The organism is Micromonospora sp. NPDC004551, assembly GCF_040609975.1.
Classification (GTDB): Bacteria; Actinomycetota; Actinomycetes; order Mycobacteriales; family Micromonosporaceae; genus Micromonospora.
Map to the genome: position 1 here is coordinate 35,860 of NZ_JBEXLM010000023.1, position 25,039 is coordinate 60,898.

General features: G+C 74.0%; 20 protein-coding genes. 8 read left to right on the forward strand and 12 right to left on the reverse strand.

The window, feature by feature from the left end; translation table 11 throughout:
* Positions 1-36 precede the first annotated feature (36 nt).
* Positions 37-2,946: a preprotein translocase subunit SecA gene (gene secA / locus ABZW14_RS24285; protein WP_355350589.1), complete on the reverse strand. Its 2,910-nt coding sequence runs from the start codon at positions 2,944-2,946 to the stop codon at positions 37-39.
* Positions 2,947-3,106: 160 nt separating this feature from the next.
* Between secA and ABZW14_RS24290 the strand changes: the two genes are divergently transcribed.
* Both ABZW14_RS24290 and ABZW14_RS24295 read left to right on the forward strand, forming a co-directional pair.
* Complete coding sequence (locus tag ABZW14_RS24290) at positions 3,107-4,273, forward strand: GNAT family N-acetyltransferase (RefSeq protein ID WP_355350591.1); 1,167 nt, start codon at positions 3,107-3,109, stop codon at positions 4,271-4,273.
* The gene (locus ABZW14_RS24295) at positions 4,270-5,376 is read left to right on the forward strand and encodes a GNAT family N-acetyltransferase (protein ID WP_355350593.1); all 1,107 of its coding nucleotides are present in this window, start codon (positions 4,270-4,272) and stop codon (positions 5,374-5,376) included. The genes ABZW14_RS24290 and ABZW14_RS24295 overlap by 4 nt, the downstream gene beginning before the upstream one ends.
* Positions 5,377-5,430: 54 nt before the next feature.
* Here ABZW14_RS24295 and raiA read toward each other — a convergent pair whose 3' ends face one another.
* The 5 genes from raiA to mtrA all read right to left on the reverse strand — a co-directional run bounded on the left by raiA (position 5,431) and on the right by mtrA (position 11,331).
* Positions 5,431-6,081: a ribosome-associated translation inhibitor RaiA gene (gene raiA / locus ABZW14_RS24300; protein ID WP_355350595.1), complete on the reverse strand. Its 651-nt coding sequence runs from the start codon at positions 6,079-6,081 to the stop codon at positions 5,431-5,433.
* Positions 6,082-6,335: 254 nt separating this feature from the next.
* Complete coding sequence (locus ABZW14_RS24305; RefSeq protein ID WP_355350597.1) at positions 6,336-7,028, reverse strand: ComF family protein; 693 nt, start codon at positions 7,026-7,028, stop codon at positions 6,336-6,338.
* Between the two features lie 10 nt (positions 7,029-7,038).
* The gene (locus ABZW14_RS24310) at positions 7,039-8,877 is read right to left on the reverse strand and encodes an LpqB family beta-propeller domain-containing protein (RefSeq protein ID WP_355350599.1); all 1,839 of its coding nucleotides are present in this window, start codon (positions 8,875-8,877) and stop codon (positions 7,039-7,041) included.
* A complete protein-coding gene (mtrB, locus tag ABZW14_RS24315) occupies positions 8,874-10,517 on the reverse strand; it encodes an MtrAB system histidine kinase MtrB (RefSeq protein ID WP_355350735.1) in 1,644 nt (547 codons plus the stop codon). Before mtrB ends, ABZW14_RS24310 begins: the two co-directional genes overlap by 4 nt.
* Positions 10,518-10,641: 124 nt before the next feature.
* On the reverse strand, positions 10,642-11,331 hold the full coding sequence (gene mtrA, locus ABZW14_RS24320; protein ID WP_046564340.1) for an MtrAB system response regulator MtrA: 690 nt from the start codon (positions 11,329-11,331) through the stop codon (positions 10,642-10,644).
* 210 nt (positions 11,332-11,541) lie between these two features.
* Here mtrA and ABZW14_RS24325 point away from each other — a divergent pair, with 210 nt between their 5' ends.
* From ABZW14_RS24325 to ABZW14_RS24345, 5 genes are read left to right on the forward strand one after another with little or no spacing between them, the layout of a single operon-like run.
* The gene (locus ABZW14_RS24325) at positions 11,542-12,375 is read left to right on the forward strand and encodes a hypothetical protein (RefSeq protein ID WP_355350601.1); all 834 of its coding nucleotides are present in this window, start codon (positions 11,542-11,544) and stop codon (positions 12,373-12,375) included.
* The gene (locus ABZW14_RS24330; protein ID WP_355350603.1) at positions 12,372-13,004 is read left to right on the forward strand and encodes a DUF4129 domain-containing protein; all 633 of its coding nucleotides are present in this window, start codon (positions 12,372-12,374) and stop codon (positions 13,002-13,004) included. Before ABZW14_RS24325 ends, ABZW14_RS24330 begins: the two co-directional genes overlap by 4 nt.
* Positions 13,001-14,293 (forward strand): DUF4350 domain-containing protein, encoded by a 1,293-nt coding sequence (locus ABZW14_RS24335; RefSeq protein ID WP_355350605.1) that lies wholly within the window; start codon positions 13,001-13,003, stop codon positions 14,291-14,293. Before ABZW14_RS24330 ends, ABZW14_RS24335 begins: the two co-directional genes overlap by 4 nt.
* The gene (locus ABZW14_RS24340) at positions 14,290-15,279 is read left to right on the forward strand and encodes a MoxR family ATPase (RefSeq protein ID WP_355350606.1); all 990 of its coding nucleotides are present in this window, start codon (positions 14,290-14,292) and stop codon (positions 15,277-15,279) included. Before ABZW14_RS24335 ends, ABZW14_RS24340 begins: the two co-directional genes overlap by 4 nt.
* Positions 15,276-16,586, forward strand: coding sequence for a DUF58 domain-containing protein (locus ABZW14_RS24345; protein ID WP_355350608.1), 1,311 nt, complete (start codon positions 15,276-15,278; stop codon positions 16,584-16,586). The genes ABZW14_RS24340 and ABZW14_RS24345 overlap by 4 nt, the downstream gene beginning before the upstream one ends.
* Here the strand turns inward: ABZW14_RS24345 and ABZW14_RS24350 are convergent.
* Positions 16,564-17,517: a stage II sporulation protein M gene (locus ABZW14_RS24350; RefSeq protein ID WP_355350610.1), complete on the reverse strand. Its 954-nt coding sequence runs from the start codon at positions 17,515-17,517 to the stop codon at positions 16,564-16,566. The two genes, ABZW14_RS24345 and ABZW14_RS24350, sit on opposite strands and share 23 nt — an antisense overlap.
* A 41-nt stretch (positions 17,518-17,558) precedes the next feature.
* On the opposite strand from ABZW14_RS24350, the gene ABZW14_RS24355 reads away from it, so the two are divergent.
* Positions 17,559-18,509 (forward strand): RDD family protein, encoded by a 951-nt coding sequence (locus ABZW14_RS24355; protein ID WP_355350612.1) that lies wholly within the window; start codon positions 17,559-17,561, stop codon positions 18,507-18,509.
* Between the two features lie 4 nt (positions 18,510-18,513).
* Here ABZW14_RS24355 and efeB read toward each other — a convergent pair whose 3' ends face one another.
* The 5 genes from efeB to manA all read right to left on the reverse strand — a co-directional run bounded on the left by efeB (position 18,514) and on the right by manA (position 25,038).
* A complete protein-coding gene (efeB, locus tag ABZW14_RS24360) occupies positions 18,514-19,815 on the reverse strand; it encodes an iron uptake transporter deferrochelatase/peroxidase subunit (protein ID WP_355350614.1) in 1,302 nt (433 codons plus the stop codon).
* A gap of 23 nt (positions 19,816-19,838) precedes the next feature.
* Positions 19,839-20,969, reverse strand: a complete 1,131-nt coding sequence (efeO, locus tag ABZW14_RS24365; RefSeq protein ID WP_355350616.1) for an iron uptake system protein EfeO — start codon at positions 20,967-20,969, stop codon at positions 19,839-19,841.
* 28 nt (positions 20,970-20,997) lie between these two features.
* Positions 20,998-21,876, reverse strand: a complete 879-nt coding sequence (gene efeU / locus ABZW14_RS24370) for an iron uptake transporter permease EfeU (protein WP_355350618.1) — start codon at positions 21,874-21,876, stop codon at positions 20,998-21,000.
* A 212-nt stretch (positions 21,877-22,088) separates the two neighbouring features.
* Complete coding sequence (ahcY, locus tag ABZW14_RS24375) at positions 22,089-23,588, reverse strand: adenosylhomocysteinase (protein ID WP_355350620.1); 1,500 nt, start codon at positions 23,586-23,588, stop codon at positions 22,089-22,091.
* A gap of 298 nt (positions 23,589-23,886) precedes the next feature.
* Positions 23,887-25,038: a mannose-6-phosphate isomerase, class I gene (gene manA / locus ABZW14_RS24380; protein ID WP_355350622.1), complete on the reverse strand. Its 1,152-nt coding sequence runs from the start codon at positions 25,036-25,038 to the stop codon at positions 23,887-23,889.
* Position 25,039 lies beyond the last annotated feature (1 nt).

A 25,039-nucleotide genomic window follows, 5' to 3' on the forward strand; every position in this document is an offset into this window, starting at 1 on the left:
GGTGGCCGGGGCCCGTCGGGCTGGTGCGGAAGGCGGTCAGTTGCCGCCGTTGGGGGCGCCGTGGCAGCGCTTGTACTTGCGGCCGGAGCCGCACGGGCAGGGCGCGTTGCGGGACGGGCCCTCACCCGCGCCGTCGACCTGGCCGGGCGCGGCCCGCCGGGCGGTGCTCGCCGCGACCGCCTGGCCGCTCATCCCGGCCGTCGACCGGCGCGGGGTGGAGGCGGCGGGCCGCTCCGACGTCTCGGGGCGGCCGATGCCGAGCGCCGGCGCCTGCTCCTCGGCGCGCTCGATCACCGGCGCACCACGGCCGGCCTCGCCGTCGACGGACGGCGCGGAGTATTGCAGGCCCTGCTGCTGCGGCGTGCGGTTGAGACCCTTGGCCCGGATCTCCACCGGCTTCTCCAGCAGCTGGACCTCCTCCTCGGCCTCCGGCGCCGCCTCCTCGACCTGCACGTCCAGGTTGTAGAGGAAGCCGACCGTCTCCTCCTTGATGCCGTCCATCATGGTGGCGAACATGTCGAAGCCCTCGCGCTGGTACTCGATGACCGGGTCGCGCTGGGCGTACGCCCGGAGGCTGATGCCCTCCTGGAGGTAGTCCATCTCGTAGAGGTGCTCGCGCCACTTGCGGTCGATCACCTGGAGCAGGACCATCCGCTCGAGCTGGCGCACGGCCTCCTCACCGAGCTGCTCCTCGCGCCGGTCGTACGCGGCGTGCGCGTCCTCCTTGAGGCGGGCCAGCAGGAAGTCCTGGTCGAGGCCGGCCCGGGAGCCCACCTCCTCCTCCAGCTCCTCGATGGTGATGCCCACCGGGTAGAGCTGCTTGAGGCTGGACCAGAGCTGCTCGAGGTCCCAGTCCTCGGCGTAGCCGTCGCTCGTGGCGCCCACGATGTACGCGCCGACCACGTCGTCGAGCATGTTGCGGACCTGCTCGGAGAGGTCCTCGCCGTTGAGCACCCGGAGGCGCTCGGCGTAGATCACCTGGCGCTGCTTGTTGAGCACCTCGTCGTACTTGAGGACGTTCTTGCGGATCTCGGCGTTCTGGCCCTCGATCTGGGCCTGCGCGCTCTTGATCTGGCGGGTGACCATCTTCGACTCGATGGGCACGTCCTCCGGGATGTTGAAGCGGTCCATCACCGCCTCGACGGCACCGGCCCGGAAGCGCTTCATGAGGTCGTCCTGCAGCGACAGGTAGAAGCGGGACTCGCCCGGGTCACCCTGCCGGCCGGCGCGGCCACGGAGCTGGTTGTCGATCCGGCGCGACTCGTGCCGCTCGGTGCCCAGCACGTACAGGCCACCGGCGGCGGCGACCTCCTCCGCCTCGACGTCGCAGGCCTGCTTCCACTTCGGAAGGATCTCCTCCATCGCCTTGGCGTACTCCTCCGGCTGCTCGACCGGGTCGAGGCCGCGCTGGCGGAGTTCGTTGGCGGCGAGGAACTCGGCGTTGCCACCGAGCAGGATGTCCGTGCCACGGCCGGCCATGTTGGTGGCGACGGTGACCGCACCCTTGCGCCCGGCCTGGGCGACGATCTCCGCCTCCTTGGCGTGGAACTTCGCGTTCAGCACGGAGTGCGGGATGCCCCGACGGCGCAGCATGTGGGAGAGGATCTCGGAGTTCTCGACCGAGACCGTGCCGACCAGCACCGGCTGGCCCTGCTCGTGCCGCTCGGCGATGTCCTCGACCACGGCGTTGAACTTGGCCTTCTCGGTCTTGTAGATGACGTCCGCCCGGTCGAGGCGGACCATCGGCCGGTGCGTCGGGATGGTCACGACGCCGACCTTGTAGACCTTGTTGAACTCGCTCGCCTCGGTCTGGGCCGTGCCGGTCATGCCGGAGAGCTTCTCGTAGAGGCGGAAGTAGTTCTGGAGGGTGATGGTGGCCAGGGTCTGGTTCTCCTGCTTGATCTCCACCCCCTCCTTGGCCTCGATCGCCTGGTGCATGCCCTCGTTGTAGCGGCGGCCGTGCAGGATGCGGCCGGTGAACTCGTCGACGATGAGGACCTCGCCGTCGCTGACGATGTAGTCCTTGTCGCGCTTGTAGAGCTCCTTGGCCTTGATCGCGTTGTTCATGTAGCCGACGAGCGGGGTGTTCACCGACTCGTAGAGGTTGTCGATGCCGAGCCGGTCCTCGATCTTGGCGACACCGCGCTCGGTGATGGCGATCGTGCGCTTGGCGTGGTCGACCTCGTAGTCGCCCTCACCGTCGGTGCCGGGCTGGAGGCGAGCCACCACGGCGGCGAACTCCTGGTACCAGCGGGCGGAGTGCTCGGCCGGGCCGGAGATGATCAGCGGGGTCCGGGCCTCGTCGATGAGGATCGAGTCGACCTCGTCGACCACCGAGAAGAAGTGGCCGCGCTGGACCAGCTCCTCCCGCGACCAGGCCATGTTGTCGCGCAGGTAGTCGAAGCCGAACTCGTTGTTGGTGCCGTAGGTGATGTCGCACTCGTAGGCCGCGCGGTGCTCGCTGGCCGGCCGGTTCGGCAGCACCACGCCGACGGTGAGACCCAGGAACTCGTGCACCCGGCCCATCCAGGCGGCGTCGCGCTCGGCCAGGTAGTCGTTCACCGTGACCACGTGCACGCCCTTGCCGGCGAGCGCGTTCAGGTAGACCGGCATGACCGAGGTCAGGGTCTTGCCCTCACCGGTCTTCATCTCGGCGATGTTGCCGAAGTGCAGCGCCGCGCCGCCCATCACCTGGACGTCGTAGGGCCGCTGGCCGAGCACCCGCGAGGCGGCCTCGCGGCACACCGCGAACGCCTCGGGCAGCAGGTCGTCGAGGGTCTCCCCGTCGGCGAGCCGCTCCTTGAACTGGTCGGTCATGTCCCGCAGCTCGTCGTCGGTGAGGTTGACGTACTCGTCCTCGATCGAGTTGACGGCGGCCGCGATGGCCTTGAGCCGACGCACCATACGGCCCGAGCCCGCGCTAAGGACCTTTTCCAGAATCGACACGGATCAACGCTCCCCTAGACAGTCTCGAACCATCGTAGGCGCTCCGGCGCGGCGATGGTCACTGGTGGCGGCGGTCCGGGGCCGCGAACCCGACATAACGCCGAGCAGGCGCGCTGAGCGGCGGTATTCGGGTTACGCCGTACGCGAACGATCCGGCACGATGGCTCGGGTGGAGCCTGTGGAGATCATCGAGGACGGCCTGCTGCTGCGACCCTGGCGGGCGGAGGACGCCGACGCGGTGTACCGCGCCTGCCAGGATCCGGACATCCAGCGCTGGACCACCGTACCTCGCCCGTACCTGCCCGAACACGCCCTCGGATTCGTGACCACGATCAGCGGGACGGCCTGGGCGGACGGCACCGGGGCACCGTTCGCGGTCTGCGACGCGCAGACCGGCGAGCTGCTCGCCTCCTGCGGGCTGGTCTCCATCGACCGCGGCCTGGACTCCGCCGAGGTGGGCTACTGGACCGCCCCCTGGGCCCGCGGCCGGGGCGTGGCGGTGCGGGCCACCCGGGCGGTCGCCCGCTGGGCGTTCGACGCGCTCAAGCTGCGCCGGCTGATCTGGCAGGCGGAGGTCGGCAACCACGCCTCCCGGCTGGTCGCGCTCCGGGCCGGCTTCCGGGTCGAGGGCGAGCTGCGGATGGCCCACCCGGCGGTCGACGGCCGCCCCGAGGGCTGGATCGGCTCCCTCCTCCCGGCCGACCTGGCCGCGCCCGGCGAGCCCGCCCCGTACGGCCCGGACACCCTCCAGGCCCGCCGCGCGGCGGTCTTCGGCCGACCCCAGCCGGTCCTGTTCGCCACGGCCGGCGCCACCGAGCTGCGGCTGCGCCCGCTGGAGGAGCGCGACATCGACGCCCTCGTGACCACCTGCCGGGACGAGGACACCATCCGCTGGACCACGGTGCCGCACCCCTACCAGCGGGAGCACGCCGAGGGCTTCCTGCGGGACATCGCGGAGGCGGCCTGGGCCCGGGGCACCGGCGCCTCCTACGCGGTCGCGGACGCCGAGGACCGCTACGTCGCCTCGATCGACCTGCGCATCTCCCCCACCGGCCCGCTCGTCGCCGACGTGGGCTTCATGACCGCGCCACACGCCCGGGGCCGGGGCTACCTGCCGGCCGCGCTGGCCGCGCTCTGCGCCTGGGGCTTCACCACGCTCGGGCTGGCCCGGATCGAGTGGCGCGCCAACGTGGGCAACACCGCGTCCCGGCGGGCCGCCGAGAAGGCCGGCTTCACCGTCGAGGGCACCCTCCGCGGGGGTGTGCAGCACCGCGGGGAACGGCAGGACGTCTGGATCGGCGGCCTGCTCCCGCAGGACCTGGCGTGACACCCGAGACCGTCGAGGCGTACGGGGTGCGGCTGCGGCGGGAGCGGCTCACCGACGTGACGGACCTGGCCGCCGCCTGCGCCGACCCGCTCACCCAGCGGTTCCTGCCCGGCCTGCCCGACCCGTACACCGAGGAGAGCGCCCGGTGGTGGATCACCGAGGGCGCACCGGCGGCCTGGGCCACCGGCGGCGCGGCGTACACGATCGCCGACCCGGCCACCGACCGGCTGATCGGCGCGGCCGGCCTCAGCCACCCGGTGGCGGAGCGCGGGCAGGCGGAGATCGGCTACTGGGTCGCTCCGTGGGCGCGCGGCCGGGGCGTCGCCACGGCCGCCACCCGCGCGCTGGCCGAGGCGGCCTTCGCCGCCGGCACCGTCCGGCTCGAACTGCTCACCCAGGAGGAGAACGCGGCCAGCCAGCGGGTCGCGCTGGCCGCCGGGTTCCGGCACGAGGGGGTACGCCGCTCGGCCGGGCAGGGCCGGGACGGTCGCCACGACCTGGCCGTCTGGGTACGCCTCGCCGGCGACCCGCCCGGGCCGACCACCCGGCCACTGCCGGACCTGCCCGAGGGCCGGCTCACCGACGGCGTGGTGACCCTGCGGCGGCTCGGGCCGGCGGACGCCGAGGCGCTGTACCGGCTGCACACGTTGCCCGAGGTGGTGGCGAACCGGGTGCCGCCGGCCCCGCCGACACGGGAGTCGGTCGAGCGGCGGTGCCGTCGCGCGGAGAGCAACTGGCTGGCCGGCCGCTCGGCCGACCTGGCGATCGTCGATGCGGCGACCGGCACGGTGACCGGCGGCTGCGCGCTGGTGTACGACGAGCCGAGCACCGGCCAGGCCATGCTCGGCTACAGCCTGCTGCCCGAGGCGCGCGGTCGGGGATCGGCCACCCGCGCGGTGCGCCTGGTGGCCGGCTGGGCCTTCGACGTCGGGCTGGCCCGGCTGTGGGCCGGCACCCGGCCGGAGAACATCGCCTCGCAGCGGGTGCTGGAGAAGGCCGGCTTCGGCCGGGAAGGGCTGCTGCGCGGCCGGCTTCCCGGCCCGGACGGCACCCGGATCGACTCGCTGATCTTCGGGCTGCTGCCGGGCGACCGAGCCGAATGACGGCGGAAGCCGTGGTGGTCGCCCACCACGGCTTCCGGCCGGCGTCACGGGTGGTCAGGGTCCGGTGTCGAGCGAGATGATCCCGTAGTCGTAGGCGTGCCGGCGGTAGACCACGCTCGGGCGGCCGGACTCCTTGTCCTGGAACAGGTAGAAGTCGTGGCCGACCAGTTCCATCTGGAACAGTGCGTCGTCGACCGTCATCGGCTCGGCGGGGTGCACCTTCGCCCGCGCGATGTGCCACGGTTGGTCGTCGTATTCCTCGTAGCCACTCTCGTCGGGCCGTTCGGCGACGGCGGTGGCCGTCCCGTGCCCGTTCAGCGTCGCCAGGCCGGGCCCGTCCAGGTCGGCCACCGGCAGGTCGGCGGTGGCGGCGGCGACGGAGAGCGGCGCGTGCCGGCCCCGGTGCACCCGGCGGCGGTCGGCCGCCCGGCGGAAGCGGGTGTCCAGCTTGGCGATGGCGGCGTCCAGCGCGCTGTAGAAATCGTTCGTGCAGGCCTCGGCCCGGATCACCGGGCCACGCGTCACGCAGGTGATCTCCACCCGCTGGCAGTGATCGGCCTGGCGCGGATTGCGCTCGTGGAACAACTCGACGTCCACGCGAATGAGTTTGTGGTCGTAGCGTTCGATCTTTGCGAGCTTTTCGGCTACGTGCACCCGGTAATGGTCCGGCACTTCGACGTTACGGCCCTTGACCACGATGTCCACGTGACCTCCCTTGTTCGGACGGTCGTTCGGTCCGGATCTTCCGGTCGACGCACCCAGGGAGAACCCCGTTCGGCGTCGACCGATGGTGTACGGCTACGCCTCCTTCCAGTGCCGGGGGAAGGTTGGCAACCCTCCTACCCCCGACACGAAAACGCTAACGCCTGTTCGGCCACCAGTCACCCCTAGTTGCCGGGAGAGGCCGCGAAATTTAACAGCTCATACACCATGGGGTGAAACGGAAACACGAAGCGTTACTAATGGTGCCGCTTTTGCGTTGCGGCGAGCACCGCCGCGGCCTTTGGCGTCATTCCCGCGTCGCGCAGGACCCGACTCACCGCCGCCAGCGTGGCCCCCGTGGTGACGATGTCGTCGAGCAGCACCACCGCACCGGCCACCCCGCCGGTGCGGCGCAGCCGGAACGCCGTCTCGGCAGCGGCGGCCCGGCCGGCACTGTCCAGCGCCACCGAGTCCGGCCGGGGCAGCGCGCGCAACGGCCGGAGCACGCGTACCGGCCAGCCGGCCGCGCCCAGCCGGGCCGCCGCGTGACGGGTCAGCCGGTCCAGGTGGTCGCCGTAGCGGGCCCGGGCCGCCCGCCCGGTGTCCGGCACCGCTACCAGGGTTACCGGGCGCCGCGGGCCCACCGCCGCGGCGACCACCACGGCCAGCAGCGCGCCCAGCGGCCGGGCGAGCCCGTGCCGCCCCCGCTCCTTGTACGCCAGCAGCCCGTTGCGCAGCGCGCCCGCGTACGGCCCGAGGGCGACGCAGGGCGGCAGGCCGGCGGGAGACGGATCGGGCCGGGTCGGGGCGGGGGTCAGTGCCTCCAGGTCACTCACGCAGCCTGGGCAGAAGCCCTGCTGCAGCCCCGGCACGCGCTCTCCGCAGCCGGCGCACCCCGCCGGCAGCACCAGGTCGGTCAGGTCCGACCAGAGTCCGCCCAGACGCGGCACCGGCGCCCCCTCAGTAGAGGAAGAAGGGTGCGGTCGGGTTGGTCGCCCGGCTGCCCACCGGAACGTCCAGCACCTGTTCCCGCTTGATGATGTCGATCGGGTTGTTCCGGAAGGCCACCTTGTTCGCCTCGTACATGTACGACAGCGACGGCAGCCCGCCGACCGCGCCGCCGGGGTACGCGGCCAACTGGGTCACCTCGGCGCCGATGTCCCGCTTGAGCGCGGTCTCCTGGGCGCCGTCGACGGTGATCTGGTGGATCGCCGGCCTGCGGTCCGGCTCGTTGCCGGCGAGGACCAGTTCGTTCTCGGCGACCCAGTCGACGGCGCTGACGCCGGTGAGCAGGGTGGCCAGCCGGCGCGGCTGGCCCACGACCACACCCCCGTCGACGCTCACCGCGGCCACGTAGAGGGCGCCCCCGCTGACCAGGGCGATCCGGTGCCCGTCGAGGGACCCGGCGACCGCCACGACGGGACCGGGGACGGCCAGCGGGACCGGGCTCATCCCGGCCGCACCGTCGAACCGGTAGAGCTTGCCGTCGGCGGCCACCAGGCCGGCGGGATGCCGCTCGTCCAGCGAACGGAGCCAGGTGGGCCGGCCCAGGGCGCCGTACGTCTCGTCGCTGGTGTTGAACACCGTCACCGGCTCCGGGCCGGAGCCGACCTTGAGCCGCTGCCGGCGGTCCGCCCCGGTCACCACGAGCGCGGCCAGCACCTGGTCGTCGGCGCGGGCCAGCGCGGCGGCGACCACGTTCTTGTTGGCCGCGGGTTCCAACGGGACGGCGGCTCTCGGCTCGTTGCCGATGGAGAGCGGGCGGATGGCGCCGTCGTAGACGCTGAACCGCGCCGGGACCTCCCCGGCCGGGTACGCGGCGTGCGCCGTCCGCTCCTCGCTGAGGTCGACGGTGCGCCGCTTCTGGTTCTGGATCTTCAGGTCGAGCTGGCCGCTCAGCTCCGGCAACGACCAGGCGAGCTGGGTGGCGAGCAGGCCGAGCTTCTTGTCGTCGGCCCCCGGCATGGTGAGGTTGACCTCCCAGTGCCCGTCCGCGCCGGTGGCGTTGTTGATCGGCCGGGTGCCGTCGGGCAGCCCGGTCACGCCCGGGGCCAGCCAGTCCGACGGGCCACCGGTCAGCCACTTCACCACGTCGGTCACCCGCCGCTCGGCCGGCACCGACGAGGGCAGGTAGCGCAGGTCGGGCACCAGCCGCGACTGGTCCGGGTTCCAGAAGTAGATGGTGCGCGACCGGTAGTACTCCCGCAGCGCGGTGTCGCTGATCAGCAGCACGTTCGGCACGTCGGCGAGGAGCAGCCCGGAGCCCGCCGGCTCGGCCCGGCGCAGCTGGAACACGTACTCGGTCTCGCTGGCCTGCGGCGGGTCCAGGGTGCCGTCGGCGCGCAGCACACCGACCTGCTGCACCTTGACCGTCACTTCACGTGTGCCCTGGTTGTTCTCCGGCGTGACCTCGGGCTTCTCCCGGAGCCGGACCACGGTCAGTTCGATCTCGCTGCTCTGCTGCTTCTCCGTCAGCCGGCTCTTCGCCTCCTGGCCGATGAAATCCTTGACCCGGCCGTATGCCTGCTCGCGCTCCCCGGCGGCGGCCGCCCGCAGGTAGTTCTCGATGAACGGGACGGGCTCGTCGCTGTCGCGCGGGGTGGGCGGCCGGGCGGGGCTGCCGTTGAGCGCGCCGGCCTCGGCGGCCGGACCCGAGCCGTCGACCTGGACCTCGGTCTCCCGCGGGATCCCGCACCCCGCCAGCCCGGCGGGCAGCAGCAGGCCGGACACCAGCACGACCAGCACTCGCCTGCCGACCTTCGTCCGCGCCTGCAGGGCTCGCCCACTCCGCACACTCATGACGACACCTCGGCCCGGTCATCGTCCTCCGCCGGCCCGATGGCCAGGGCCCCGGCGCCGCTGCCCGGACCGATGGCCAGCGGGCCGCCGCTGCGCGGGCCGCCGAAGGGCAGCGCGGCGTCGGCCGGCACCAGCCGCAGCGGCGAGGTGGTCAGCCGGTCGCCGGCGCGGGCCGGCAGGGTCAGCCGGAACTGGGCGCCCTGACCGGGCGCGCCCCACGCCTCCAGCCAGCCGCCGTGCAGCCGGGCGTCCTCCAGGCTGATCGACAGGCCCAGCCCGGTGCCGCCGGTCTGCCGCGCCCGGGACGGGTCGGCCCGCCAGAACCGGTTGAAGACCAGCTTCTCCTCGCCCGGCTTGAGCCCGACGCCGTGGTCCCGCACCGTGATCGCCACGGCGCTCGGGTCCACGCCCAGGGTGATCCGCACGGGCTTGGCCTCGCCGTGCTCGACCGCGTTGCCGACCAGGTTGCGCAGCACCCGCTCGACCCGCCGGGGATCGACCTCGGCGATCACCGGGCTGTCCGGAAGGTCCAGCTCGATCGCCACCCCGACCCGTTCGGCCAGCCCGGCCAGGCGCTCGGCGACCCGGTGCACCACCGGCACCAGGTCGGTCGGCTCGCTGTCGAGCATGGCGAAGCCGGCGTCGAAGCGGCTGATCTCCAGCAGATCGGTGAGCAGCTCCTCGAACCGGTCCAGCTCGGCCTGGAGCAGCTCGGCGCTGCGCGCCACCGCCGGGTCGAACTCGTCCCGCTCGGCGAAGATCAGGTCGGCGGCCATCCGGACCGTGGTCAGCGGGGTGCGCAGCTCGTGGGAGACGTCGGAGGTGAACCGGCGTTGCAGCCGGGACATCTCCTCCAGCCGGAGGATCTGCCGTTGCAGGTTGGTCGCCATCTGGTTGAACGAGGCGGCGAGCAGGGCCAGGTCGTCCTCGCCGTTGACCACCATCCGCTGGTCGAGCAGGCCGGCGGAGAGGCGCTGGGCGGTCCGGGCGGCCACCCGCACGGGCGTCACCACCAGGCGGGTGACCAGGGCGGCCAGCAGGCCGAGCAGCAGCACCAGGGCCACACCGGTGGCGACCACGGTGGCCCGGGCGTCGGCCGCGGTGGTGTCCTGCCGGGTCAGGGGTACGAGGTAGTAGAGCTCCAGCTGCCCGAACCGGGTCGGCACCGGGGAGCCGTAGACCAGGTACTTGGTGCGCTCACCGTCGAGGGTGCCGGTGCGGACCTGGTGGGCGACATTCCCCGCCGCCACCGACGCCCGCAGCTCCCGACTGATCAGCGGGCGCACCTGCACGTCCGGGGAGGTGCGCGCCTCGATGAGGCCGGCGAAGCTGTCCGCCGTGATCGCCACCACCACGCCGCTGGTCTGCGCCGGGTCGCCGCCGGCCAGGTAGTTGACCGTGCCGTCGATGGTGTCCTGGAGCTGGGCCTCCTGCGGCTGGCTGTAGAGGTTGAACTGCTTCGAGGCGTAGTCGCTGCCGTTCTGCAACCGCAGCAGGACGTCGGTCTCGGCGTTCTCCAGCAGGATGTTGGTGAGCTTGTCGGCGATCAGATAGGCGAAACCGCCCACCAGCAGGCTGGACGCCACCAGCGTGATGGTCACCACACGGAGCTGGAGGGACCTCCGCCAGGTCTGGTGCATGCCGGCGGCGAACCGGGCCGCCCGGCCGGCCAGGACGCGCCACAGCGCCCGCGCGGCGCGGAGCCGGCGGGACGCGGGGGTCGGCGAGTCGGGGGGCGGGGAGGTCACCACAGTGCTGACCAGGCTATCCGGTGCCCGCCTTGTAGCCCACGCCTCGCACGGTGAGGATGATTTCGGGTCGCTCCGGATCCGGCTCGATCTTGGCGCGGAGCCGCTGCACGTGCACGTTGACCAGGCGGGTGTCGGCCGCGTGCCGGTAGCCCCAGACCTGCTCCAGCAGCACCTCCCGGGTGAAGACCTGGCGCGGCTTGCGGGCGAGCGCGACCAGCAGGTCGAACTCCAGCGGGGTCAGCTTCACCTCCTCGCCGTCCCGGCTCACCGTGTGCGCCGGCACGTCGATGGTGATCTGGTTGCCGGGTGGCCCGATGGTGAGCAGCTCCGGCGCCACGTCCTCACCCCGGCGCAGCCGGGCCCGCATCCGGGCCACCAGCTCCTTGGGCTTGAACGGCTTGACCACGTAGTCGTCGGCACCGGACTCCAGCCCGAGCACCACGTCGACGGTGTCGCTCTTGGCGGTCAGCATCACGATCGGCACGCCGGACTCGCCGCGGATGGCCCGGGCCACGTCGATGCCGCTCATGCCGGGGAGCATCAGGTCGAGCAGGACGATGTCGGGCCGGCTGTCACGGAACGCGGCCAGTGCCCGTTCTCCGTCCGCGACGAAGGACGGCACGAAGCCCTCGCTGCGCAGGACGATGCCGAGCATCTCGGCGAGTGCGGGGTCGTCGTCGACCACCAGTACCCGGGCTCTCATGGGGTTTATCGTTCCATCCCCGTTCGTTCGGAGTGTGCGGCGTCTTCACGGCACCGTAGCGCCGAGGGCGGTCCGGCACCACAGCTGACGGCGTGGCCGCCCCGCGTGGCGCGTCGCGGCGGACGGGTCCACCGGACGCGGACGCGCCGTGCAACCATGATCCCTCGGGTGTCGCCGCCCGCCACCTCCGCCTGCCCGCCAGGAGTATTCGTGCCCGACGCCGGCCCGACCGCGGTGCTCCCGCGCCGCCCGCTGACCGTCGGTGAACTGCTCGACTCGGCCGTCCTGCTGCTGCGCGACCAGGCGCGGGTGCTCGTCCCGCTCGCCGTCCTGCTGGCCCTCGGCGAGCAGGCCCTGCTGCACCCGCTGCGGGTGCTGGCGGGCGCCCGGCCGCCCGAGTGGTGGCCGGACATGGACCGGTTCGGGTGGTACTGGCTGCTGCTCGCCGTCGGCGCCGGAACCGAGGCCATGATCATCGCGCTGCTCGGCAACCCGGCCGCCCGGGGCGCCGGGGCCGCGCTGCTGGGCCGCCGCGCCCGGCCGCGTGAGCTGCTGCGCGACGCCCGCTGGGGAGCGACCCTGCTGGCCTCGGCCACGGTCGGGTGCACGGTCCTGCTCGCCGGCCTGGCCGGGCCGGCCTGGTTCGTCGCATACGGGCTGCTCGGCGCGGTGGTGCCGGTGCTCGTGGTGGACCGGGTGCCGGAGCACCGGGCGCCGGGACGGGCGCTGCGGCTGGCGGTCCGGGTCGGCGGGCGCGCCGCCGCCATCCGGCTGCTCGGCTACCTGGGCTGGTGGCTCATCCGGCTCGGCATCGGGCTGGGGGTCTACCACGGCCTCGGGCTGCTGCGCCTCTTCGACGTCTCCGCCTGGGCGCTGCCGGTCGCCACGGTCGCCTGGGTGGCGGTGAACGCGGTCGCCTACCCCGCGTTGGCCTGCCTGGACGCCGTGCTGCACCTGGAGACCCGGATGCGTACCGAGGGCCTGGACATCCGGCTCGCCCGCACCCCCGCGCCGGAACCCGTCCTGCTGGCGGTGCACCGGTGAGCCGGTGGTGGACCGAGACGGTCGCCGCCCTGGGGGACGCCGTACCGCTGCCGTTGGCGGCGCTGCTCCTGCTGGCCGGGGCGGTGCTGGTGGCGCTGGCCTGGTACTTCTTCCCGGCCTGGGTGCCCCGGCGGCTGCCCCGGCTCGGCCGGCCCCGGCTGCCCCGGCTCCGCCTGCCCCGGTTCCGGCTGCCCCGGCTGCGGCTGCCCCGACTCCGGCGACCGAAGCTGCGGCTGCCCCGGCGGCGGCCCCGACGGGACACGCCGGTGGTGCCCGTGCCCGCGCCCCGGTCGCCCGAGCCGGCGGCGGCCGCCCGGGCCGGCCTCGCCGACCGCCTCGCCGCCGAGGGCCGGTACGCCGAGGCGGTCCGCGAACGCCTGCGCGAGATGGTCCGTCTCCTGGTGGCGCGCCGGCTCGTCGAGCCCCGCCCCGGGCTGACCGTCACCGAGCTGACCGCGGCCGTGGCCCGGGTCCGGCCCGACGTGCACCCCACCCTGCACACCGCGGGGGCGATCTTCTCCGACCTCTGGTACGCCCAGCGCCCGGCCACCGCCGCGCACGACCACCGGATGCGTGACCTCGCCGCCGACCTGCGCCGCGAGCTGGCCGACGAGGGGAGCGCCCGGTGACCGCCACCCTCCACCCGGCCCGGCCGGCGGCCCCGCCCACGCCCCGCCGCCGGTGGCACCGGATGGCGATCCCCGTCGGGCTGGCCGTGCTGCTGATCGTGACCACCCTGGTCCTGCACGCCGTGGACCAGCCCGACCCGGCCGACCCGGGCTTCCTGGCCCCGGCCGCCACCGACGACGACGGGGGCAGCCGGCTGGCCGAGGCGCTGCGCGCGCAGGGCGTGCCGATCCGCCGGGAGACCGACACGCTGGCCGCCCTGCGGTCCGCCGGAGCCGGTCCCACCACCCTCTTCGTGCCCGCCCCGGACCTGGTGCACCCGGCCACCCTGGCCGCGCTGACCGCGCTGCCGCCCGGCAGCCGGCTGGTGCTGGTCGAGCCGGGCCGCCGGGTGCTGACCGGCCTGGGAGTGCCACTGGAGCCCACCGACCGCCGGTGGGCCACCCGGGCCCTGCCACCCGACGCCGACGGCACGCCGTGCCGGCTGCCCGAGGCGCTCCGCGCCGGCACCGCCGCCGTGGACCACCAGCGGTACGCCGGGCCCTCCGGCACCGACCGGTGCTACGCGGGCGCGCTGCGCCGGATCTCCTGGGGCACCGAGGTGGTGGTGGTCGGCGCCAGCGACCCGTTCCGCAACGACCGGATCGACGAGTGGGGCAACCGCGCCCTCGCCACCGGCCTGCTCGGCGGCGACCGCCCGCTGGTCTGGCTCGACCTGCCCGCCCCCGCGCCGGCACCGTCCGGACCGAACTGGTCACCGAGCCCGGATGCCGGCGGGACGCCCCTGCCCCGGCCCACCGCGGACCGCGCGGACGACCGGGCGGACCCGCCGCCGAACTGGCACAACCCGCTCTGGGACGCGTTCCCGCCCTGGTTCTGGGCGGTGCTTGCGCAGCTCGCCGTGGCCGGGCTCCTGCTGGTGCTGTGGCGCGCCCGCCGGCTCGGCCCGCCCGTGCCGGAGCCGCTGCCGGTGACCGTCCGCGCCGCGGAGACGGTGCTCGGTCGGGCCCGCCTCTACCGCCGGGCCGGCGCCCGGGACGCCACCGCCGCCACGCTGCGTGCCGCCGCGCTGGACCGGCTGCTGCCCCGCCTCAACCTGCCCCCGGACACGCCGCCCGACGAGGTGGCCGCCCAGGTCGCCACGCACGCCGGCGCGGACCCCGAGCGGGTGGCCGAGCTGCTGCACGGCGCCGCCCCGGAGGACGACCGCGAGCTGCTGGAGCTGGCCCGCGACCTGGACGCCCTGACCCGTACCCTGGCCCCCCATCCGACCGAAGGAGACCCCCGGTGACCGGACCCGTCATCGCCGCCGCGTCGCCCACCGCGCAGCCCGACGCCCGCGCCGCCCTGCACCGGCTGCGGGCCGAGGTGGCCAAGGCCGTCGTCGGCCAGGACGCCGTGGTCACCGGCCTCGTCATCGCGCTGCTCTGCCGGGGGCACGTGCTGCTGGAGGGCGTACCCGGGGTGGCCAAGACCCTGCTGGTGCGGACCCTGGCCACCGCGCTGGACCTGGAGTCCAAGCGGGTGCAGTTCACCCCCGACCTGATGCCCGGCGACGTCACCGGGTCGCTGATCTTCGACCCGCGCACCGCCGCCTTCACCTTCCGGGAGGGGCCGGTCTTCACCAACCTGCTCCTCGCCGACGAGATCAACCGCACCCCGCCGAAGACCCAGTCCGCCCTGCTGGAGGTCATGGAGGAGCGGCAGGTCTCCGTCGAGGGCGAGCGCCGCCCGCTGCCCGACCCGTTCATCGTGGCGGCCACCCAGAACCCCGTCGAGTACGAGGGCACCTACCCGCTGCCCGAGGCGCAGCTCGACCGGTTCCTGCTCAAACTGACCGTGCCACTGCCCGGCCGGGACGAGGAACTGGGCGTGCTCCGCGCCCACCACGCCGGCTTCGACCCGCGCGACCTGCGCGCCGCCGGCGTACGCCCGGTGGCCACCGCGGCCGACCTGGCCGCCGCCCGGGCGGCGGTGCACGCGGTGCACGTGGCCGAGCCGGTGCTCGGCTACATCGTGGACCTGTGCCGGGCCACCCGGGTCGCCCCGGCCCTGGAACTGGGCGCCTCCCCCCGCGGCGCCACCGCCCTGCTCGGCACCGCGAAGGCGTGGTCCTGGCTGGCCGGCCGGGACCACGTCACCCCGGACGACGTGAAGGCGGTCGCCCGGCCCACCCTGCGGCACCGGCTCCGGCTGCGCCCGGAGGTGGAACTGGAGGGCGTGACCGTGGACGCCGTGCTGGACGCGGTGCTGGCCACCGTGCCGACGCCCCGATGACCTGGCGGGCGGGTCTGCTGCTCGCCGCGAGCGCGGTGACCCTGCCGGCCTGGCCGGCGCCGTTCGTCGGCGTCGCCGTGCTGACCGCGGCGGTGCTGCTGCTGGTCGCCCTGGACTGGCTGCTCGCGGCGCCGCTGCACGGGGTCACCGCCATCCGCACCGGTGACCGGACGGTCCGGCTCGGCGGCACCGCCACGGTCACCCTGCACCTGGCCAACGCCTCCGCCCGCACCCTGCGCGCCCAGGTACGCGACGCCTGGACGCCCTCGGCCGGGGCGCGGCCCGACCGCCCCGCCGGGCGGGTGCTCACCGTCGCGCCGGGCGGCACGGCCACCCTGCCGGTCCGGCTCACCCCGACCCGGCGCGGCGACCGGCCCGCGGTGGCGCTGGCCGTACGCTCGCTCGGGCCGCTACGGCTCGCGTTCCGGCAACGCGCCGGCCACCCGGCCACGCCACCGTGGACGCTGCGCGTGCTGCCCCGCTTCGACTCGCGGCGGCATCTGCCCGAGAAGCTGGCCCGGCTGCGGATCATCGACGGCGTCCAGGTGACCCGGGGGCGCGGCCACGGCACCGAGTTCGACACCCTCCGCGAGTACGTGGTCGGCGACGACGTGCGCTCGATCGACTGGCGGGCCAGCGCCCGCCGCTCGGACGTGCTGGTCCGCACCTGGCGGCCGGAGCGGGACCGGCGGCTGGTCTGCGTGCTCGACACCGGCCGCACCTCGGCCGTCCGGCTCGGCGACGAGCCCCGCCTGGACACCGCGATCGACGCGGCGCTGCTGCTCACGGCGCTGGCCGCCCGGGCCGGTGACCGGGTCGACCTGCTCGCCGCCGACACCGCGATCCGGGCCCGGGTGACCGGCAGCGGCCGGCCCGCCCTGCTCGCCCGGCTGGTGGACGCGGTCGCCCCGCTCCAGCCGGCGCTCGTGGAGACCGACTTCGAGCTGATCGCCGGGGAGGTCCTGCGCCGCGAACGGCAGCGCAGCCTCGTGGTGCTCTTCACCGCCCTGGAGGCCGGCGCGCTGGGCGAGGGCCTGCTGCCGGTGCTGCCCCGGCTGGCCGCCCGGCACCGGGTGGTGCTCGCGGCCGTCCACGACCCGGTGCTGGCCGGGCTCACCGCCGCACCGCCCACGAACGCGGACGACGCGTACGCCGCCGCGGCGGCCTGGCGGGCCCTCGCCGAGCGGGACCGGGTGCGGGCCGCGCTGTCCCGGCACGGGGTGACCGTGGTGGACGCCCCCGCCGACCGGCTCGCCCCGGCGGTCGCCGACACCTACCTGCGGCTCAAGTCCCTCGGCCAGCTCTGACGGCCCGCCCGCCGAGGATCAGCGCGTACGCCAGGAAGGCCAGCCAGACCGTCGCGCCGATGGCGACCCGGACGGCGACCGGCAGCGGCGCCGGGGTCACGAACGCCTCCAGCAGCGCGGAGACCGCGAAGAGCCCGACCAGGCCCGCGGCGACCACGATGGCCGAGCGGCCCGCCTCGGCGACGGCCCGGCCCCGGGTCAGCTGCGCGGGCGGCGCGATCCAGGCCCAGGCGGTCCGCAGCCCGACCCCGGCGGCCACGTAGATGCCGGTCAGTTCGAGCAGCCCGTGCGGGGTGATCATGCCGAAGAACACGTCGGCCCGGCCGTAGGAGACCATCACCCCGCCGACCACGCCGATGTTCAGCGCGTTCTGCCAGAGCAGCCAGAGGACCGGCACCACCAGCACCCCGGCGGCCAGGCACTGCGCGGCCAGCCAGGCGTTGTGCGTCCACAGGTGGAACGCGAAGGTCGGCGCGGTGAACTCGGTGTAGTAGCCGGCGAAGCCCGAGTCGACGAGCTGCCGGGCCGCCTCGGCGCCGATGAACGCGGCGGCGGTGTCCGGGTGCCCGGCGACGAACCAGATGAGGAAGACGGTGAGCGCGCTGAACCCGGTGGCCACCGCGCACCACCAGGGCCACGCCCGGTAGAGGGCGGCCGGCAGGTCGGCCACCAGGAACCGGCCCACGGCCGCCCACGAGGCCCGGGGACGGCCGGTGATCCGGGCCCGCGCCCCGAGCACCAGGTGGGAGAGGCGGCCGACCAGCACCGGCTCCGGGGCCCGGCTACGCAGCGCGGAGAGGTGGGTGGCAGCCCGCTGGTAGAGCGCCACCAGCTCGTCCACCTCGGCGGCGTCCAGCCGGCGCCGGCCGGTCAGCTGCTCCAGCCGCCGCCACTCGGCGCCGTGCTCGGCCACGTACGCGTCGAGATCCACTCACCCTCCCCCGTCCGGCGTCCATGGTGTTCACTGGGCGGGTGCGCGCGCAACCTCCCCCTCCGGCACCGTGGGCCGACGCCGGTCTGGTCAGCGGCGAGGCCGTGGCGCTGGACGTCCGGGCGGCCCGGCTCGGCTCCCGGGTGCTCGCCCTTCTGATCGACCTCGCGGCCCAGCTCGTGGTGGCGCTGCTGCTCGGCACGGCGCTGTCGGTGCTGGTGATGAACCTGCCGGGGGACGTCATGGACGCCGCGCTGGCCGGCGGGATGCAGCTCGTGCTGGTGGTGCTGGTGCTGGTCGGCTACCCGGTGCTCATGGAGCGCTTCGCCGGTGGCCGCACGCTGGGCAAGCTGGCCGTGGGGCTGCGGGTGGTCCGCGCCGACGGCGGCCCGGTCGGGATCGGCCAGTCACTGACCCGCGCGCTGGTGGGCGTGGCGGTCGAGTGGCCGGGGCTCGTGCTGCCGCTGCTGAGCTGGGCGGCGAGCGTGACCGTGATGCTGTCCGACCCGCGCGGGCGGCGGCTCGGCGACCTGGTGGCCGGGACCCTCGTGGTGCACACCCGCAGCGTGGGAGTGTGGCGGCCGGCCCCGCCGCCCGTGCCGCCGCTGCTCGGCTGGGCCGCCACCCTCGACCTGACCCGGCTGGATGACGGGCTGGCCCTGGCCGTCCGGCAGTACCTGGGCCGGTTGCACCAGCTCGCCGAGCCGGACCGGGTCCGGCTGGGCCGCGAGCTGTGGGCCGAGGTCGCTGCGGTCACCGCGCCGCCCCCGCCGTGGGCCGCGCCGGAGCCGGCGTACCTGGCCGCCGTGCTGGCCGAGCGGGGCCGCCGGGCCGCGTACCGGCTGGGCCGCGCCCGGGCGGTCACCGCCACGCTGTGGCCGGAGCTGACCTCCGTGCCGGCCACCCCGGCGCCGGCCACCCTGCGGCCCGCCGTCCCCACCCAGCCCGATCCGGTACGCGGGCAGCCCACCTCGGTCGACGCGCGGCGCTGACCGGTCAGGAGAAGAGCGCCCGGCCCCACCAGTCGGCGGCGTCGCGGACGCCGGGCGGGCAGGCGAACAGGCCGCTGGAGACGTGCCGCAGGTATTCGTTCATGGCGTCGTTGCGGGCCAGCCGGGTCTGGATCGGCACGAACTGCTTGCGGGGATCCCGCTGGTAGGCGATGAAGAAGAGCCCGGCGTCGAGCCGGCCCAGCCCGTCCGAGCCGTCCACGAAGTTGTAGCCGCGGCGCAGCAGGTGGGCGCCGCTGTTCTGGTCCGGGTGGGCCAGCCGGACGTGCGCGGTCTCGGCGATCACCGGCTCGCCGTCGTCGCCCTTGGCGGCGAAGTCCGGCTCGTCGAACTCGGCACGCTTGCCGAGCGGCGCGCCGCTGCCCTTGGCCCGCCCGACGATCATCTCCTGCTCGGCCAGCGGGCTGCGGTCCCAGGTCTCGATCAGCATCCGGATCTTGCGGGTGACCAGGTAGGACCCGCCGGTCATCCAGTCGGCGCCGTCGCCGGGCTGGGCCCACAGCTGCTCGCGGAGCAGGTCGGTCTCCTCGGCCTTGAGGTTGGCGGTGCCGTCCTTGAAGCCGAACAGGTTGCGCGGGGTGGCCTGCCCCCGCGTCGTCGACGACGTACGCCCGAAGCCGAGCTGGGACCAGCGCACGCTGACCACGCCCATGCCGATCCGGGCCAGGTTGCGGATGGCGTGCACCGCCACCTGCGGGTCGTTGGCGCAGGCCTGGACGCAGATGTCGCCGCCGGACAGCTCGGGCTTGAGCGCGTCACCGGCGAAGTGCGGCAGATCGGCCAGGGCGGCGGGCCGCTTGGCGGCGATGCCGAACCGGTCCTTGCCCTGGGCGTCGCGGAACAGCGTCGGTCCGAAGCCGACGGTGATGGTGAGCTGCGACGGGGGCAGCCCGAGCGCCTCGCCTGTGTCGTCCGGCGGGGCCTCGGGCACGCCGTCGACCGCGCCGATCAGCCCGGCGTCCTTGCCGGCGGTCATCCGGGCCGCGGCGGCGGTCCATTCCTGGAGCAGCGCGACCAGCCGGGCCCGGTCCTTGGTGATGACGTCGAACGCGACGAAGTGCAGCCGGTCCTGGGCCGGGGTGGTGATGCCGGCCTGGTGCTCGCCGTGGAACGGGACCGCGCCGGCCGCCGTCTCGGTGGCGGACGCCTGGTCGCCCCCGCCGAGCAGGGCGCCCGCGCCGACCGCCACCCCGGCGACGCCGGCCACGCCGGCTCCGGCCAGGGTGATGGCCCGGCGCCGGGACACCCCGGTCCCGCGGGTCGGCTCGTCGGTGCTCGGCTCGCTCATCACGTCACCTCCGGGTCCGGTCGTCATCGGGCGACGACCGCGGCAACCTTGCTGATCGGCTCGGCCAGGGCGTTGATGCTGTCCGACAGTTCCTTGAGCTCGGCCTTGCTGAGCTGGGTGTGCAGCTTCCAGCCGTCGCCGGCCCGGTGCTTGCCGAGGGCGGTCTCGACGGCGGCGAACTCGGTGTCGAGCTGCTTGACCAGGTCGGGCGAGCGCTGCTCCAGGGCGGGGCGCAGCGCGGCGATGGCCGCCTTCGAGCCCTCCAGGTTGGCGTTGAAGTCCCAGAGGTCGGTGTGCGAGTACCGCTCCTCCTCGCCGGTGATCTTGCCGCTGGCGACCTCGTCGAGGAGCGCCTTGGCGCCGTTGGCGAGCTGGAGCGGGGTGAGCTTCTCGGCGTTGGCCTTGGCCACGATCGCCTTCACGTCGACGAGGAGCTGGTCGGCGATGGCGCCGTCCTTGCTGACGTCGCCGGTGGTCCACAGGTCCTTCTCGATCCGGTGGAAGCCGGTGAACTGCATGCCCTCCTCGACGACCTCCTCGCGGCCGTCGATCTTCGGGTCGAGGTCGCCGAAGCTCTCCGCGACCGGCTCGATCCGCTCCCAGTAGGTGCGGGTCACCGGGTACAGCTCCTTGGCCCTGGCCACGTCGTTGGCCTTGACCGCGGCCACGAACTCCTCGGTCTTGGTGAGCAGGGCGGCGGTCTGGCTCTGCACGTAGCGCTGGTAGCTGGCGGTGGCCTGCCCGAGCGCGGCGTCGGGTGCGACGGTCGCGGCGGTGCCGCTGACCTTCAGGGCGCCCCGGATGCCGCGGCCGCTCATGCCGGGCTTGCAGGCGGTCTCGTACGTGCCGGCGGGCAGTTCGACGCGCAGCTCGCGGCTCAGCCCCGGGGCGATGTTCTCGACCTCGCCCATGACCCGGTCGCCGGCGGCGTAGACGTAGAACTCGTTGACCTTGGACCCGGAGTTGGTCACCTTGAAGGTCACCTGCCCGGCCTCGATCTCGGTGCTGTCGACCTCGCAGGCGCTGTCGGTGGCCTTGACGGCGATCGGGCCGCCGGCCTTGGCGTCGGAGTCGTCACCGCCCCCGCAACCGGCCAGCCCGGCGACGGCGAGCACCCCGGCGGCGGCGGGCACGACGAATCGAGTGGTACGCATCGGTGGTGTCTCCTCGGAAACGGGCGGGTCAGGCGCGCTGGGTCGCGGCGTCGGTGGCCGGGGCCGGCGGGGCGGCGGGTGCGGCGGGCCGGGCCGGGGCGGCCGGCTTGCGCAGGAAGAGGACGAGCACCGGGATCCCGTACGCCACCCAGGCGACCATCTCCAGCACGCTCGGCGTAGGCGTGATGTTGAACATGCCGCTGAGCAGGGCCGCGTACCAGGTGCTCGGGTCGAGCGCCCCGGAGATGTCGAAGGCGTGCTGGTTCAGGCCGGGCAGCACACCGGCCTCCTGGAAGTCGTGCACGCCGTACTTGAAGATGCCGGCGGCGACGAGGATCAGCAACGCGCCGGTCCAGGTGAAGAACTTGCTGAGGTTGAGCTTGACGGCGCTGCGGTAGAGCAGGAAGCCGAGCACCACGGCGGTGAGGATGCCACCGACGAGGGCGAACATCGCGTCGCGGACGGTGTCGCCGGCCGTGCTCTTCGCGGCGGAGTAGAAGATCAGTGCGGTCTCCAGGCCCTCCCGGATCACCGCGAGGAACGCCATGCCGGCCACCGCGAACGCGCCGACCGCGAGCGCCTCGGTGAGCTTGCCCCGCAACTCCCCGGCGATGCTCCGGGCCGCCTTTCGCATCCAGAAGATCATCCAGGTGACGAAGACTACGGCGGCCACCGAGGTGACGGCGTCGAAGAGTTCCCGCGACTCCGAGGTCTGGAGCAGCGAGGTCGAGGTGTACTCGATCAGCCAGCCGAACAGCACCGACAGCGCGATGGCGGCGCCGACCCCGAGCCACACCTGCGGCAGCCGGTTGCGGCGATTCGACTTCACCAGGAAGGCGACGAGGATGCTGACCACCAGGGTCGCTTCCAGGCCCTCCCGCAGGCCGATCAGGTACGTGGCGAACATCGGTACTCCGTAGTCGGTAAGGCACGCCTCAGTTAACTTAGGGCAGCCATACCTTCCTCCTGATCGGGGCGGCCGTCAAGTCGTTCATGGCCATGTCACCCGAACCGTCCGCAGCCCGACACGCGCAGGCCACCGCCACTTCCGCCCGCGTACGCGAAGGGGACCGGGACGGCCGCGTGGCGGCCGGCACCGGTCCCCTCCGGGCGTGGGACTCAGTAGCGGTAGTGCTCCGGCTTGAACGGGCCCTCCTGGGAGACGCCCAGGTAGGCGGCCTGCTCCCTGGTGAGGGTGCTCAGCTTCGCGCCGAGCGCGTCCAGGTGCAGCCGGGCGACCTTCTCGTCCAGGTGCTTGGGGAGCACGTACACGCCGACCGGGTACTCGTCGGTCTTGGTGTAGAGCTCGATCTGGGCGATGGTCTGGTTGGCGAACGAGTTCGACATCACGAAGCTCGGGTGGCCGGTGGCGTTGCCCAGGTTCAGCAGCCGACCCTCGGACAGCACGATGATGGCGTGGCCGTCCTCGAAGCGCCACACGTCGACCTGCGGCTTGATGTTCTCCCGCGTCACGTCGGAGCGCTTCGCCAGACCGGCCATGTCGATCTCGTTGTCGAAGTGGCCGATGTTGCCCACGATGGCCTGGTGCTTCATCCGGGCCATCTGCTCGTGGGTGATGACGTTGAAGCAGCCGGTCGCCGTGATGAAGATGTCCGCCTGCTCGACCACGTCGTCCAGGGTGGCCACCTGGTAGCCGTCCATCGCCGCCTGGAGGGCGCAGATCGGGTCCACCTCGGTCACCACGACCCGGGCGCCCTGGCCGCGCAGCGACTCGGCGCAGCCCTTGCCCACGTCGCCGTAGCCCATGACGACGGCCATCTTGCCGCCGATCAGCACGTCGGTGGCCCGGTTGATGCCGTCGATGAGCGAGTGGCGGCAGCCGTACTTGTTGTCGAACTTGCTCTTGGTCACCGAGTCGTTGACGTTGATGGCCGGGAAGAGCAGCGTGCCGGCGCGGTGCATCTCGTAGAGCCGGTGCACGCCGGTGGTGGTCTCCTCGGTCACGCCCTTGATGCCGGCGGCGATCCGGGTCCAGCGCTGGCCGTCCTCGGCGAGCGAGCGGTGCAGCAGCTGGAGGATGACCGCGTACTCCTCGGAGTCGGCGGACTCGACCGGCGGCACGACGCCGGCCTTCTCGAACTCGGCGCCCTTGTGCACGAGCAGGGTGGCGTCGCCGCCGTCGTCGAGGATCATGTTCGGGCCCTGCCCGTCGGGCCAGGTGAGCACCTGCTCGGTGCACCACCAGTACTCCTCCAGGCTCTCGCCCTTCCAGGCGTAGACCGGCACGCCGGCCGGGGCCTCGGGGGTGCCCTCCGGGCCGACGACGATCGCGGCCGCGGCGTGGTCCTGGGTGGAGAAGATGTTGCAGGACGCCCAGCGGACCTGCGCGCCGAGCGCGACAAGGGTCTCGATCAGGACGGCGGTCTGGATGGTCATGTGCAGCGAGCCGGTGATGCGGGCGCCGGCGAGCGGCTGGGCCTCGGCGAACTCGCGGCGGATCGCCATCAGCCCGGGCATCTCGTGCTCGGCGAGCCGGATCTCCTTGCGCCCGAACGCGGCGAGCGACAGATCCGCCACCTTGTAGTCGCCCTCGGCGAGGGTGCTCGGCCGGGCTCCGGACGACGCGCCGCTGGGGACCGCCGGGAGGGTGCTGGTCATGGAAGCTCCTGTCGAAGGAAGTGCTGCGCAGCCTTCCACCTTACGCGCGTGGGCCTCCGCTCCCGTGCCCGGTTGGCCGACGAGCGGTGGTCCGGTCGGCGGACAGCGCACGGGGCGGTCGGTCGTGAACGGACTCTCCGCTCACGGCCCGGCCGCCCCGTGCATCCCCCCGGTTTGGTTCCCCCGCGCGTTACCGGACCTTCGTCGCGACAACGCTGCGTACCCATAGAGTCACACCACGTCATGGCCGCGTCAAGCTATTACGGGAAAGTCGGACTTGAGAGTTGCGCCGGTGGGTTCAGCGCGCCCCGGCGGTGGCGACGAACGCCTCGCCGTCGCCGCCGAGCACCAGCGGACCGCCCGCCGCGGCGCCGATCGCCGCCTGACCGGCCGCCAGGGTGACCATCGCCACCCCGTCGTCCACGGTGAGCTCACCGGCGCGGCAGAGCACCACCCGCGGGCCGGGCAACGCCAGCCGCGCCTCCGGGCCCCCGGGCGTCACCTCCACCCGGTGCAGGGCGAAGTCCTCCACCGGCACCGGCCACGTCACCACCCCGGGCGCCACCGGCTCCGGCCGGACCACCGGCTCGTCGAGCACCTCGAAGCGCAGCACCCGCAGCAGCTCGTCCACGTCCACGCGCTTCGGGGTGAGCCCACCGCGCAGCACGTTGTCGCTCGCCGCCATGATCTCCACGCCCGTACCCCGCAGGTAGGCGTGCAGGTTGCCGGCCGGCATCCAGATCGCCTCGCCCGGCGCCAGCCGGACGTGGTGCAGCAGCAACGCCACCACCACGCCCGGATCCGCCGGGTAGTCGACCGCCAGCGCCCGAGCCAGCTCCGCGTCCGGCCCGGCGGCCTGCGCCGCCAGCACGTCCGCCACCAGCCCGGCGCGCTCCGCCGCCGGCCAGCTCAACAGCAGGCGTACGGCCTCCCGCAGCCCCTCCGGCCCGGTGCGCAGCGCCCCCACCACCGGCTCCAGCGCGGGTACGCCGAACGACGCGATCGCCGCCGCCGACTCGGCCGGGTCGCGGAACCCGCACAGCGCCTCGAACTCCGACAGCGCGACCAGCAGCTCCGGCTTGTGGTACGGGTCGACGTAGTTGACCCGGCCCGTGTCCGCGGCGTACCCGGCCCGGGCCTGCTCGGCGTCCGGATGAGCCTGGAGGCTCAGCGGGGCGTCCGCCGCCAGCACCTTCAGCAGGAACGGCAGCCGGGTGCCGAACCGGCCGACCAGGTGCTCGCCCAGCCAGTGCGCCGGCTCGGCGACCAGCAGGTCGGTGAGGTCGACCGCGCCGCCGGCCCGGTCCACCGTGGCCGGGGCGCCCGGGTGGGCACCCAGCCACAGCTCGGCCTCCGGCCCGGCGCTCGGCACCGCACGCCCCTGCAACTCGGCGATCGCGGTGCGGGAACCCCAGGCGTAGTCCCGGATCCGGCCCTGCAACAGCTCCACG

What these genes read in the sequence shown, in the direction of transcription:
- ABZW14_RS24345 (WP_355350608.1), top strand. Translation starts at nt 15,276, where the DNA reads ATGACCTGGCGGGCGGGTCTGCTGCTCGCCGCGAGCGCGGTGACCCTG.
- efeO (WP_355350616.1), bottom strand. Translation starts at nt 20,969, where the DNA reads ATGCGTACCACTCGATTCGTCGTGCCCGCCGCCGCCGGGGTGCTCGCC.
- mtrA (WP_046564340.1), bottom strand. Translation starts at nt 11,331, where the DNA reads ATGAGAGCCCGGGTACTGGTGGTCGACGACGACCCCGCACTCGCCGAG.
- ABZW14_RS24310 (WP_355350599.1), bottom strand. Translation starts at nt 8,877, where the DNA reads ATGAGTGTGCGGAGTGGGCGAGCCCTGCAGGCGCGGACGAAGGTCGGC.
- ahcY (WP_355350620.1), bottom strand. Translation starts at nt 23,588, where the DNA reads ATGACCAGCACCCTCCCGGCGGTCCCCAGCGGCGCGTCGTCCGGAGCC.
- mtrB (WP_355350735.1), bottom strand. Translation starts at nt 10,517, where the DNA reads ATGCACCAGACCTGGCGGAGGTCCCTCCAGCTCCGTGTGGTGACCATC.
- efeB (WP_355350614.1), bottom strand. Translation starts at nt 19,815, where the DNA reads ATGAGCGAGCCGAGCACCGACGAGCCGACCCGCGGGACCGGGGTGTCC.
- ABZW14_RS24290 (WP_355350591.1), top strand. Translation starts at nt 3,107, where the DNA reads ATGGCTCGGGTGGAGCCTGTGGAGATCATCGAGGACGGCCTGCTGCTG.
- efeU (WP_355350618.1), bottom strand. Translation starts at nt 21,876, where the DNA reads ATGTTCGCCACGTACCTGATCGGCCTGCGGGAGGGCCTGGAAGCGACC.